Consider the following 12,992-nt stretch of genomic DNA (forward strand, 5'->3'; position numbering starts at 1 on the left):
AGTTCTCATCGGTGGTTCTTTTATTTTTGTCAAGTCATTGGCTTTTTGATATGTATGATAAATATTGTTTTACTTTTTCTTCTTTTTCTCATAGGGCGTATTTTTCAGCGGTAAAACGGTCTGAAATTCACCGTTTAAGCGATAGTATGCATCTGCAATGGCCGGAGCTGTCGGAATAGAGGTGATCTCACCAATACCAATGGCGCCATAGGCCACATCAATGCCTGGTTTTTCAACAATGATACTGTCAAGCTCTGGCACCTTATCTGCCTTAAAGAGACCCAGCGTACCAAATTTCGACTTTGGAATACCGTGATCCAGCTCATATTGCTCTGTTAGCGCATAGCCCATTCCCATGACCACACCGCCTTCAATTTGCCCCTCTACACTAATGGGGTTCACAGCCTTGCCCACATCATGGGCGGCAACCATTTTTTTAATGGTGCCATCTTCATTCAGCACACACATCTGTGTTGCATAGCCGTAGGCTACATGAGAAACCGGGTTTGGCACAGGTGTGCCCATGGCGTCTGTTTTTGCCAGATACTCTCCCATAAAATCCTGCCCTTCAAGCTCCGCCAGCGTTTTATTTCTCATCGCGGCCCTCAAATTCTCCGCTGCCCGCCTACAGGCCTCACCGGTTACCAACGTCTGCCTGGAGCCTGAGGTTGTGCCGGAATCCGGTGCATTGGCTGTATTTGGCGGCATATAAACAATCTGATCCAGGGTGAGTCCCGCAGTTTCAGAAAGCACCTGTGTCAACACTGTACCCAGTCCTTGTCCAATACAGGAGGCTCCAGCATGTATTTCCACATGTCCGTCCTTTACCAGGAGCCGGCAGCGTCCCCAGTCTGGAAGACCCACGCCGACGCCGGCATTTTTCATCGCACAGCCAATGCCCACGTATTTTTCATTGTCATAAATTTCTTTAACCGCTTCCAATGTTTCGGCAATACCCGTTGCCGGATCAGCAATTTGTCCATTTGGGAGCACCTCACCTGGACGTACCGCGTTTCGATAGCGGATTTCCCATGGGGTGATCCCCACCATTTCAGCCAAAAGGTTAAGGTTCATTTCAGAAGCAAAGCAGGTCTGTGTTACCCCAAAGCCTCTGAAAGCACCCGCTGGAGGATTATTCGTATATACAGCTTTACCGTCAATATCAATAGTTTGGAAATTATAAGGGCCAGCAGCGTGTGTGCAGGCTCGTTGAAGCACCGGACCGCCCAAAGAGGCATAAGCACCGGTATCAGACACTACCACCGCTTTTAGCGCGGTTAAGTGTCCTTCTTCGTCACAGGCGGATGTAACATCCATATAAAACGGATGGCGTTTAGGATGAATCATAATGCTTTCTTTCCGGCTAAGCTTGACTTTAACAGTCCGCTTGGTCAGATAGGCAATCAGTGCAGCATGGTGCTGGACTGATACGTCTTCCTTGCCCCCAAAGCCGCCGCCCACCAGCTTATTTTCAACAACTACCTTTTCGGGGGGCAGACCCAGCATTGCCATACATTCATGCTGAGTGTCATAGGTCCCCTGGTCTGTTGAATAAATAAAGACACCATCCCCATCAAAGGGCATTGCCACGGCTGTTTCCGGCTCCAGGAAAGCATGCTCGGTCCATGGTGTTTCATAATGACGTGTTACCTTATATTTTGAACGAGCAATAACCTCATCCGCATTCCCACGTACCAGGTGCTCATGTGCCAAAACATTGGTTTTGCTGCCTTCATGTACTAAAGGTGCATCTTCCTTCATGGCCTCACGCGGGTCAAAAACCCCTTCAAGCTGTTCGTATTCAACCCTTACAAGCTTCTTGGCTTCTTCCAGAATTTCAGGTGTTTCCGCTGCTACCAGGCAGATTGCGTCACCGATATAATGTGTGGTTTTCCCAACAGGGATCATTGTATCCCAGTCCTGTTTAAGGTGCCCAACCTTGACACTTCCCGGAATATCCTCAGCGGTAAAAATACCAATCACACCCGGCATTGCCTTTGCTTCATCCGTATGAATCGCCAGCACTCGAGCTCTCGGATACGCTGCACGCACAGCGCTGCCATAGATCATGCCGTCCAGATAAAGATCATCTGGATATTCGCCTGTTCCAAGCACTTTTTCTCTGGCGTCTACACGCTGCATGGCCTGGCCAACGGTAACCTCGCCAGCATCTTCATTTACAGGAAGGTTTTCTCTGAAAACTTTAGCGGCTAATAAAATACCATCAACAATTTTTTTATAGCCAGTACAGCGGCATATGTTATTTTTGATAGCGTTTATCACCTCTAGGCGCGTCGGATTTGGATTAGTGTCAATAAGCGCTTTTCCCGACATTACCATTCCCGGTATGCAAAAGCCGCATTGCACAGCTCCTGCTGCTGCAAAAGCGTAGCCGTAAACTTCTTTTTCACGCTCTGTAAGGCCTTCTGCCGTGATAATCTCCTTATCTGCCATTTTAGATACCATCGGTATGCAGGACCGGGTAGCCTTACCATCGATAATAATCGTACAGGTACCGCAGGCCCCTTCGCTGCAGCCATCCTTTACTGAGGTTAATCTCAGATCATCTCTCAAGAAGCGCATGAGCTTTTTATCCTGTTCAACCTCGTGTATTACGCCGTTGACCTTAATCGTGTACATTTCTGATACTCCTTTATTGATTAATTTTACCGAATGCTTTGATTTCACACTTTGTTTGTCCTCAGAACGATTACAGGCAGCTATTCATTGGATAAACTTTGCACAGTGTTTTATTTAAGACACAATACTGTTTTATTATATGACATAATAATATTTTATCGTATTTCTGCAAGAATAGCAAGCTTTTATTCTCAAAAACGACTATTTTTTTTAGAACATTCGAAATTTTTAAGTATAAAAAAACCACCAAAAATTAAACTGGTGGTTTAAAATATCCCGCAATGAGCTTATGCTTCTGTATCAACTTTTTTAGCCGCAGTGGTACGTGTTTTTCGTGTCGTTTTTTTAGAGGGTTCTGTTGTTGCCTGTGCCGGTTCAGTCTTTTTAGCTGCACTGGCTTTTCTGGATGCCGCTGATTTTTTTGTGGTTGCTTTTGAAGCCGTTGTTTTTTGGGCAGTGGTTACCTTTTCAACCTTTTCTGATCCAGCATCTTCTTTTAATGCAGTTGTTTTTTTAGCTCTAGACGAGGCTGTCCTTTTTGCTGCAGCGGATTTTCGGGGGGCCGTTTTTTTTTGCTGCGCTGCTTCAGTGTCTGCTTTTTCAGCTAGCTTTACAGTCTCATCAATCTGGGTTGCTATAAAATGCCATACCTGATTGGCACTCCCAGTTTTTTCCCAAATCTGCATCTGAGCGCCCGGTACGGCAGCACCCATCGCTATATCAAGATAAATACCGGCGCGCTGAGACTTTATCAGATAACTACCTTCAGCAGTCTCTTCTAGGGACCAAAGCTGGCTGTCCGTATCAACGGATTCCCATTGCTGTACCCATGTACCGTTTACTGTTCCCAGCATACACAAATCCAGTACCTTTTCAGAGTGTTTATTGATGAGTTTAAACCATTCATCATCAATATATTCTGCTTTCCATTTCTGGCTTTCTGCCACTGTTTTGGAGGCCTCTTGTAATTTTATAAGTGCACCATTCTCGACTGAGCCGTTTTCAATTCCCAGAGCCAACGTCTTTTCCTGCGCCATAATGACGTAGTCTTTATTTGCTTGCAGTTTCACTTTACCAACTCCTTTGGTCATTTTAAACAATATTATAACATTATACTGTTTTTATCAAAATATCTCTACACTGCATTTTGATTTACTTTAGCTTAGTACTATCATAGCAATTTTTTATCTGTACGTCAAACATTCATTGAAAATTTTACAAAATATAAACAAGTATTAAGAATTGTTTTGCGTTTTCATCAAAAATAATGAAATTTATAGCACTTCAGGAGTTTTAACTTTAACCTTGATCCAAATTTACTTAGGATCAACACTTTCCAGATAAACTGCCATACTTTAAAGCTTTTGTTAAGTTTAATAACAACGGGGTAAAAATTTTTGAAAAGAACTTGACCATTCTTCTAAAGTGTTATATTATATAAACATATCCCACCCCACGAGGGGTGCTGTTTGGAGGTTATCATATGAAAAAAAATTTTAAAATAGAAGGGATGTCCTGTACGGCCTGTGCTGCTGCCATCGAACGAACCGTAAATAAAATGGATGGTGTGGAGGACGCTGTGGTCAATTATGCCACCGAAAATTTGTCTGTGACCTATGATGACAGCTCGGTTCATGCTCCGGCGATTGTCTCCGCTATCGAGAAAATCGGTTATGGTGCAGTGCCCGAACAGGATGCCTCTCCATCCGGTAAAAGCACTGTCAAGAATACAGCCGGTGAAAATGCCCAAAAGCAAATGAAAGAGCTCCAGACTCGGCTCATTATTTCATTAATTTTTACCATTCCTTTATTCTACCTGTCTATGGGTCCTATGATTGGGCTGCCTGTTCCCGCTTTTTTAGATGGCGATATGAATCGCCTGGTCAACACAATTACTCAGATGCTTTTAACCCTGCCTGTTGTTTATATGGGTGCGCATTTTTATAAGGATGGTTACAAAGCCCTCTGGAAACGCATTCCAAATATGGACTCTCTGGTGGCCGTTGGAACCAGCGCTTCTTTTCTTTACGGTATTTATGTATTGTACCAATTGGCCTGGGGCTATTCGTACGGCGATATGTCCATGGTGCATCACTTCGCCCACGAGATTTATTTTGAAGGGACCGCGGTTATTTTAACCCTTATCACCTTAGGAAAATACATGGAAGCCCGCGCTAAAGGAAAAACTTCCCAGGCTATTGAAAAACTTATTGCCCTGGCTCCAGATACCGCTCTCGTAGAGCGCGGTAATACAGAGGTCGAAATCCCCATTGATGATGTACGCCTTGGCGATACCGTCGTCATTAAGCCTGGTGATCGTATTCCAGTGGATGGTGAAATTATTTCTGGTCATTCCAGTGTCGACGAGTCCCTGCTTACTGGTGAGAGCATTCCGGTAGAAAAGGAAACCGGTGACCACGTTATCTGTGGCAGCATCAATAAAACTGGCGCTTTTAAGTTTCGCACCACCAAAATTGGTGATGATACTACGCTTAGCAAGATTATCCATCTTGTAGAAGAGGCCCAGTCCTCTAAAGCCCCGATCGCCAAAATTGCTGACCAGATTAGCCGTTATTTTGTACCAGCTGTTATGGGAATTGCCGCCTTATCCTTTGTCGTCTGGCTGCTCCTCGGTTATGAGTTCTCCTTTGCATTGTCAATGGGCATTTCAGTACTCGTTATATCATGTCCCTGCGCCCTCGGACTGGCGACACCGACAGCCATCATGGTAGGCACCGGCAAAGGCGCTGAGCAGGGCATTCTTTTTAAAAATGGCCCTGCCCTTGAAACACTCGGAAAAGCCGATGCCGTTGTTTTTGATAAAACCGGCACCATCACCATTGGCAAGCCTTCCATTACAGATATTGTTCCCTTGGGCAGTACAGATGAAGAGACACTTCTTCAGCTTGTTGCTTCCATTGAGGCTAAATCAGAACATCCTCTGAGTGAAGCCATCGTGGAAGGGGCTAACGAAAGGGGCATTGCGTTACGGGACGTGTCCGATTTTAATGCTATCCCCGGCCTCGGCGTCGAGGGTACTGTAGATACCCGTTTTATTACAATCGGCAACCAGAAGCTTATGAAAGGTTCCGGCATTGACCCCGATACTCAGACTGAGCTTTACAACAGTCTCTCTGACGCTGGTAAAACGCCCTTGTTTATCGGTGAAGGCAATGAACTGATTGGCATAATCGCCGTTGCGGATACGCTTAAGGAGAATTCGTCAAATGCTATCGCTCAGCTTAAGGCTATGGGCACTCAGGTATATATGCTAACCGGTGATAATGAGCGGACTGCACGTGCCATCGGCGCAAAAATCAATATTGATCACGTTATTGCTAATGTTCTGCCGGAGGAAAAGGCTGACCTGATTAAAAAACTTCAGACTGAAGGCAAACAGGTTATTATGGTCGGTGACGGCATCAATGATGCTCCTGCCCTGGCACAAAGCGATATCGGCATTGCCATTGGCAACGGAACCGATGTAGCCATCGAATCTGCTGATGTTATCCTCATGCAGAACGACCTTTTGCAGATCGTAGCAGCTATTCAGCTGAGTAAAGCGACGATTCGAAATATCAAGCAAAACTTGTTCTGGGCCTTTATTTACAATACCATCGGTATTCCGTTGGCTGCTGGTATTCTCTACCTTCCCTTCGGCCTCAAACTGAACCCGATGTTTGCCGCAGCGGCCATGAGCCTGAGCTCAGTTTCCGTTGTGCTGAACGCACTTTCTCTGAAAGGCTTTAAGCCAAAATTTATCTCTGTGAATGACCTGCCGTCTATCCAAACGGATGTGACGGTTGTCAATAATCAAATTAATAACAGTGATTCGATAATGGAATCACAGAAAGAAGGAATAACAATGACTAAAAAATTACATGTAAATGACATGAGCTGCAAACACTGCGTAAAACGTGTTGAAGACACTTTAAATGCCATTGACGGCGTTTCAAATGTTCAAGTTTCTCTGGAAGATGCCCAGGCTACCATGGATGTGACAGATGCCGTTACTGACAAAATGCTGTGCGATGCTCTGGATGAAGCTGGCTATCCCGCCTCTGTCATTACTGAGTGACCCCCATGGAAGGCATTGACCGCACCAAGGAGCTCAATCTTTTAAAAACCGCAAGGGGCCAGATAGACGGCATTATAAAAATGCTGGAAGAAGACCGCTATTGCATTGACGTATCCAAACAAGTATTGGCGGTACAGGCTCTTTTAAAAAAGGCCAATCTGCAGATTCTCGAACAACATATGCATCACTGTGTTACAGATGCCTTCGAAAACGGCAGCAAGGAAGACCGCAATACCAAGATTGAGGAAATCATTACTATTTTGGATAAGTATTACAAATAACCTGAAAGCCCCGAACGGGGCTTTTTTATTATGCATTGCTTTTCACAAAAAAACAGGTTCCGGACATATCAGTCTGGAACCTGTTCAGGGAAAATTTGGGGAGAGTAAAATTTTTAAATAAGAGGTTGTATGCTCCTTTAGATATATACCCTTTTACCAAAATTTAAACATTTTATATTCCCTTTCTTTTTTGACTCGTATGGGTATATAGCATTCTACGAAAGCGAGGTTTAAATCATGCAAAAAAATATCATTGACACTAAAAAACTCGAAACGGTACTCAAGCAAGCCTACAGCGCCGCAGAAAGTGATCAGTCTGGCGCTAACGCTTCTTATATTCCCGCCTTGGCCAAGGTTCCTTCCAATCTGTTTGGGCTGACCGCTGTAACATCAGATGGTACAGTAATTGAGACAGGTGACACCAGCTATCCCTTTGCCATTGAATCTATTTCCAAAGTCTTTTCCATGGCGCTCGTCATGGAAGCCGTCGGAGCTCAGGAGATGTTAAAAAAGGTGGGCGCAGACCCGACAGGCCTTCCTTTTAACTCTGTAATGGCACTGGAACTGCACCGCGGCAAGCCACTCTCGCCACTGGTAAACGCCGGCGCCATGGCCACTGTCAGTCTGTTGCCTGCCGCCAATTCCGATGAAAAATGGCAGAAAATTCTTGATGGTTACAGCCAATTTGCCGGCCACACCCTTGAAGTGATGAATGCTGTGTATACCTCAGAGGCTGCCACCAACAGCCATAACAAAGGCATCGCCTGGCTCATGTCAAGCTATGGCACGCTTTATGACGATCCAGATATCACCTGCGATATTTACACCAGGCAATGCTCTATTGCCATAACCTGTAAAAATCTGGCGGTTATGGGGGCTACACTGGCCAATGGCGGCGTAAACCCAATTACTGAAAAAGCTGTTATAAATCCCGAATTTTTACCTCATATTTTTGCTGAAATGACCATGGAAGGTCTCTATGGTGCTTCGGGTGATTTCGCCTATACCGTAGGACTTCCTGGTAAGAGCGGCGTGGGCGGTGGCTTGCTGGCGGTAGTACCCGGTCAGTTGGCACTTTCTGCCTTCAGTCCGAGGCTTGACCCCATCGGTAACAGTGTCCGAGGGCAAAAAGCTTTGCGTTTTATTTCTGATGCCCTCGATCTTTCACTTTACCGATAATCAGGTACAAGATACCGCGAACTTCTTATTCTTATTTAAAAATAATCGGAACCGCAACCAAGCCTGCCTGTTCTACTCCAATTTCACACAGCATCTTACGGGTAGAACAAAAACTCCGGTAAAACAAATCAAAAAGTGTTTTGGAAAACAAAGCCGCGTCCTTATTATCCAGACTGTTTTCAAACCTTTCAGCCATTTCTGCCCACCAGACAATGTTTTCATCGCCAGTACTCTCAAGCCGCAGAACACTCCCTTTTAGTGTCATAAGAGTCAGCTTGCTGTATATCTCCCTGACCGCCGCAAAAGGAGCACAATGGACGATGGCCTGTAAACAAGCTGCAAAGGTCTGTATTTTTGACCGCTCATCACCCTTTAGTTTTAAGGCTTCCTTAATCTTCTGGAGGGCATTTTCATCAAAAAATGGAAAAACACTAAGTGCAACAGACTCACCGGTAATAGCCAGAATCTGCAGGGCTTCTAAAAACTGAATCAGATTTCTGTCCATTGTCATATCCTTCATTTTGTATAAAATCGTCCGGTCTCCCGGGAAAATCACTTTTGTTCCAACACCATTGATGTTTTTTGCTACGCCCAGCTCATTAAGAATACTTATGGTTCGACGTATAGTAATCGGGGATACATGATAAATATCCGCCAGCAGCCTGCCCTGCGGCAGGTAGCTGTCTACCGGATAGACCCCTTGGTTAATTTTACAGATCAGATCAATGGCGATGTCATCACAATACCGTTTACGGCCCTTTTGAGGTTCCCAAGAAAAAGCTTCGGTCTGAGCACACTGGCCGTCCTCATTCTGATTAATATCGAAAAATCCTTTTAAATAATAGCTTAATTGTGAAAGCTGCTCAAAGCCATTTGTATATTCCTTTTTTTGGATACACCGAATGGCATTGAGCAGATATTTTCTTACTTTTTCCAAAGCCATATCGCCCTGGCCATCATTCACATCTTTCATCCGGTCCACGAGTACTGTTCCCACAAAAGCATCAACATCTGTAAACAAGTACATCAGCATCTGATTTTTCATAGGTTGTAAAGATACTTCAAAACCCTTATAAAGGCTAAACAACAGCGGCTCCTGATCACTGGTAAGCAGCTGTTCCAGTTCAGCGAGCTGTTTTTCATCCATCAAACTTAATCCCTGTAGCCTGGATAAGGGGGAAAAATGGCAGAGACTTTCATAAAGATCCTTCAATACCCCCCTGCGCTCTTCAAAGTCCAGTGTTTTTTCTGCGGTTTCATCTGGCTGCCATATTATTTCTGCTGTTTTCCCCTTGCTCAGCTGGACATACCCGTCCTTTTCCAATGTTTTTAAGGCGATCTGGGCTGGACAATAGGACACGTTAAAATGATCGGCGATCTCCTTAACCGTTGGAAAACGGTCTCCACTTTTATAATTGCCCATCTTGATCTGTCTTAGCAGAAAATGATATATCATTTTCTGTTGACTTTTTTCTGCTGCCATAAAATTCCTCCTTTTTTTCATTCTAACACACTTTATTTTCAAAATCCAGCATTGCCATAGCTTCAAAAGCATCTATTAGGAATCCCAAATAAGGATGATAACCGATACCGTTTAAACCCTTTGCTTCCGCCATATATACTCATCCGGGCAAAAACAACGGCATCCACTGGTATTGCTTGCAATTTTCACGGTCCCTGAGAGCCATAAAATTCACACCACAATTTATCACATTTCCATTGCTTTTACCATCACACTGGATTATAATTCTATTCAATGGTTGTTTACGTTATCAGGAGGTTAAATATGAAAGTTTTAATTATTTCGTCCAGTCCCAGAAAAGGCGGCAACAGCGAACTGCTGGCCCGTGCCTTTGCGCAGGGGCTTCAGCAAAAGGATCATGTCGTTACAATGATTTCCGCTGGTCACATGAAAATAAACGGATGCCTGGCTTGCGATCAATGTTACGCCGAGGCCGATGCACCTTGTGTTCAAAAAGATGATTTTTGGAAAATTTACCCCATGCTTTTAGCTGCTGACATGGTTGTTCTGGTATCGCCGCTATATTTTTTCAATTTGACTGCCCAGCTAAAAGCAGTCATTGATCGAATGTACGCTTTTTGCAGAAGTAATCATCCAATGCCTTTGGTAGGTAAAAAATCAGTCCTGCTGATGACCGGTGCCAGCAGTGACCTGAAGGATTTTCTTCCCGCCATTGACAGTTATAAGCTAACCGCAGACTACCTGAAATGGCAGAATAAAGGCGTTTTTATCGCTTCTGATGTCTGGAAAAAGGATGATATTCTGGAAAGCGGCTGGCTGGAACAAGTCCTCGCCTTTGGGCAAAGCTTTTAACGATTAACAATGTTCCTACAAAGCCAGGAGATCTTTCTACTGGCTGGTTTTTATACTGCCAGGAGGCTCACTTTGTACACAATTTCAAAAAAAAATCTACAGTGTATTGCGCCATTATTTAAAGGTTGGAATGAAACACCAGTATGGTCCTGCCTTCAAGGCCATCTCGGTCAGGCTTTTGCAGATAATCCCGACACCCCCAAGTCTGCCCAGATCTTAATCGGTGATTTTTGTTTTTTTGCCGGCATACCTGATCCAGAGCTGATCGATAACATTCCTGATCCGATCAGGGTTCCCGTCATTACCCTGATCACGCGCCAGGAAAGCTGGCATTCATTAATCGAATCTACCTACGATGGACGATACATAAAATTTATACGTTATGCTCTAAAAAAAGAACCCGAAGCTTTCAATCAAGAACAGCTTCGGGTTAATCTTACAGGCCTTCCCCAGGACTGCGAAATTTGTCGAATTGACGGTACGCTTTACCGCACTCTGCGAAATGAAGAATGGTCTAAAGATTTATGTTCTCAGTTTAAAAACGCACAGGATTATGCACAAAACGGTCTCGGATTTGTCATCATTAAAAACCATGAAGTCATTACCGGAGCTTCCTCCTATACTTATTACGATGACGGTATCGAAATCCAGATCGATACTAAACGCCCCTATCGAAGACAAGGTTTGGCACGGATTGTAGGCTCACGCCTTATTTTAGAATGCCTGCAGCAAAACCGCTATCCCAGCTGGGATGCTGTCAGCCAGGAATCCCTGGGCCTTGCCAAGAGCCTTGGCTACTGTCTGGAGGCACCTTACACAGCATATGCCGTGGGTGATATGGCCCTTTTGTCCGCACCACGCTAAAAGTGTGTATCTTGTGCAGATCAATTTATTTTACATTTTTGTCAGTTACATTGTTTTTATCAACAAAATTATATCTTTCTGGGTGTATCGAAATGATTATCGCGCTGATTACCACAAGAACAATCAAAAACATGGCTGGAAGGCCGCCAATATTCGAAAGCATCTTAATGCCGGTAATTCCCTCACCCACCGACATCATAATCCAGGTTACCACAGCTACAATAACACCCCAAACCGCAATCAAATAAGTTGGCGGCTCTGGCGAATCTGGTGCGATTCCTTTGCTGCAAATACCTGCAATGGCCATTGTAGTGGAATCGGCTGCGGTTACAAATGAAATCAAAACCGCTACCAGATACAATGGAATAAAAATCTGGCTTAAAGGCAAGTTCTTGAACAGCTGATAAATCACATTTTCATACCCGGCGTTATATGCATCAATGAGACCTGATGCGGGGTTATTCATCAGCTGATTGACTGTCGCTCCAGAGATAATCATGAACCAAACTATACTAAACAGTGCGGTTACAAAAAGGTTCATTGCAATCACATCTTTTATCCTGCGGCCATAGCTAATTCTTCCGAGGAACACCGCCGTCACTGGTGCCCACGCCATCCAGTTTCCCAAATAAAACATCGTCCAATTTTTGGCCCAGAGGTCACCCTCTGCTGTGCCAGTAAACAGCGTACCACTGAAAAAGGTCGATATAAACTGACCTATGCTTTCAATACCAAAACTAAAAATAAAGACAGTTCCCCCGAACAAGAGTATAAAAGCCAGTATCACAATATACATTGCTACATTTATATTTGACAGATATTTTATACCTCGAGTGATCCCCGTAACTGCGGCAATAATGGTCATACCTCCAATTACCAGAATGATGATTCCCCACACCATTGCATTTGAATCGATGCCGAACAGCTTGCTGAGCCCACCATTGATACTGAGCACGCCTGAAGCCAGAGATGCGGCAAGACCTGTGACCAATGCAAATACACAGATAAAATCCACAGCCTTGCTCACGCCGCTTCTTCCCTTTTCAGGAATAAGCGGCGCAATGACAGAACCCAAGGAGAAGGGCTGCCGCATATTATAATAAACAAAAGCAAAAACGACCGCTAAAATTGTGTAAAGTCCATAGGGCAGGACCGTCCAGTGTCTGAAAACTGCTGCCATGGCAAATAGAGAAGACTCTGGAGTCAGAGCCTCAATACCGCTTGATACCGGAGGATTAAGAATATGCTGTACTGGCTCAGCCGCCCCCCAAAATACAATGCCCGAAGCCACCGTGGTGCAAAGCGTAATACTGAACCAATTCCAGACAGACATTATCGGCTTAGCCCCTTTTCCTCCTATGATTATTTTTCCAAAATGCGAAAAATACAAACCGAGGCACACCAGAAATACTACCAAAGCAGTCAGTAAAAACAGCCATCCGAATTCGTCCAATATCCACGCATACAGCGTACTGGTTAAGCTTACAAACGCCACGTTATCAAGAAAAGCTAATATAATGCAGGCGCAAAAAAGAAATACTGACGGTAAAAAAACAATTAAATTAATCTTTTGATGCTTCATTGTTTCCTCCTAAAGAAAAAAGCGGCCAAACAG

9 protein-coding genes are annotated in these 12,992 nt (G+C 44.3%); 5 read left to right on the forward strand and 4 right to left on the reverse strand.

From position 1 onward, the window contains the following. Positions 1 to 69: 69 nt before the first annotated feature. The gene (xdh, locus tag CPZ25_RS04555) at positions 70 to 2,640 is read right to left on the reverse strand and encodes a selenium-dependent xanthine dehydrogenase (RefSeq protein ID WP_096919704.1); all 2,571 of its coding nucleotides are present in this window, start codon (positions 2,638 to 2,640) and stop codon (positions 70 to 72) included. A 287-nt stretch (positions 2,641 to 2,927) separates the two neighbouring features. Further along, positions 2,928 to 3,710 (reverse strand): RICIN domain-containing protein, encoded by a 783-nt coding sequence (locus CPZ25_RS04560; protein ID WP_167495161.1) that lies wholly within the window; start codon positions 3,708 to 3,710, stop codon positions 2,928 to 2,930. A 413-nt stretch (positions 3,711 to 4,123) separates the two neighbouring features. Between CPZ25_RS04560 and CPZ25_RS04565 the strand changes: the two genes are divergently transcribed. From CPZ25_RS04565 to glsA, 3 genes are all read left to right on the forward strand, one after another. Further along, positions 4,124 to 6,718: a heavy metal translocating P-type ATPase gene (locus CPZ25_RS04565; protein WP_096919702.1), complete on the forward strand. Its 2,595-nt coding sequence runs from the start codon at positions 4,124 to 4,126 to the stop codon at positions 6,716 to 6,718. 5 nt (positions 6,719 to 6,723) lie between these two features. Next, a complete protein-coding gene (locus CPZ25_RS04570; RefSeq protein WP_058694303.1) occupies positions 6,724 to 6,999 on the forward strand; it encodes a metal-sensing transcriptional repressor in 276 nt (91 codons plus the stop codon). 237 nt (positions 7,000 to 7,236) lie between these two features. Beyond that, positions 7,237 to 8,178, forward strand: a complete 942-nt coding sequence (glsA, locus tag CPZ25_RS04575) for a glutaminase A (RefSeq protein ID WP_096919701.1) — start codon at positions 7,237 to 7,239, stop codon at positions 8,176 to 8,178. 31 nt (positions 8,179 to 8,209) lie between these two features. On the opposite strand, the gene CPZ25_RS04580 is transcribed toward glsA, so the two are convergent. Continuing rightward, a complete protein-coding gene (locus CPZ25_RS04580) occupies positions 8,210 to 9,661 on the reverse strand; it encodes a GntR family transcriptional regulator (RefSeq protein ID WP_058694301.1) in 1,452 nt (483 codons plus the stop codon). 303 nt (positions 9,662 to 9,964) lie between these two features. Here CPZ25_RS04580 and CPZ25_RS04585 point away from each other — a divergent pair, with 303 nt between their 5' ends. Together CPZ25_RS04585 and CPZ25_RS04590 are read left to right on the forward strand one after the other, a co-directional pair. Further along, complete coding sequence (locus tag CPZ25_RS04585; protein WP_167495162.1) at positions 9,965 to 10,513, forward strand: flavodoxin family protein; 549 nt, start codon at positions 9,965 to 9,967, stop codon at positions 10,511 to 10,513. Positions 10,514 to 10,585: 72 nt separating this feature from the next. Continuing rightward, positions 10,586 to 11,377 (forward strand): GNAT family N-acetyltransferase, encoded by a 792-nt coding sequence (locus tag CPZ25_RS04590; protein WP_243129343.1) that lies wholly within the window; start codon positions 10,586 to 10,588, stop codon positions 11,375 to 11,377. Positions 11,378 to 11,402: 25 nt separating this feature from the next. On the opposite strand, the gene CPZ25_RS04595 is transcribed toward CPZ25_RS04590, so the two are convergent. Beyond that, positions 11,403 to 12,959 carry a BCCT family transporter gene (locus tag CPZ25_RS04595; RefSeq protein ID WP_096919698.1) on the reverse strand — a complete coding sequence of 519 codons (1,557 nt, stop codon included), beginning with the start codon at positions 12,957 to 12,959 and terminating at the stop codon, positions 11,403 to 11,405. Between the last annotated feature and the right edge of the window lie 33 nt (positions 12,960 to 12,992).

Origin of the sequence: Eubacterium maltosivorans (assembly GCF_002441855.2) — a bacterium.
GTDB classification, from domain to species: Bacteria; Bacillota; Clostridia; order Eubacteriales; family Eubacteriaceae; genus Eubacterium; species Eubacterium maltosivorans.

Excerpts from the sequence above, each read along its gene's own strand:
- xdh (WP_096919704.1), bottom strand. The coding sequence starts at position 2,640 with ATGTACACGATTAAGGTCAACGGCGTAATACACGAGGTTGAACAGGAT.
- CPZ25_RS04565 (WP_096919702.1), top strand. The coding sequence starts at position 4,124 with ATGAAAAAAAATTTTAAAATAGAAGGGATGTCCTGTACGGCCTGTGCT.
- CPZ25_RS04570 (WP_058694303.1), top strand. The coding sequence starts at position 6,724 with ATGGAAGGCATTGACCGCACCAAGGAGCTCAATCTTTTAAAAACCGCA.
- glsA (WP_096919701.1), top strand. The coding sequence starts at position 7,237 with ATGCAAAAAAATATCATTGACACTAAAAAACTCGAAACGGTACTCAAG.
- CPZ25_RS04580 (WP_058694301.1), bottom strand. The coding sequence starts at position 9,661 with ATGGCAGCAGAAAAAAGTCAACAGAAAATGATATATCATTTTCTGCTA.
- CPZ25_RS04585 (WP_167495162.1), top strand. The coding sequence starts at position 9,965 with ATGAAAGTTTTAATTATTTCGTCCAGTCCCAGAAAAGGCGGCAACAGC.
- CPZ25_RS04595 (WP_096919698.1), bottom strand. The coding sequence starts at position 12,959 with ATGAAGCATCAAAAGATTAATTTAATTGTTTTTTTACCGTCAGTATTT.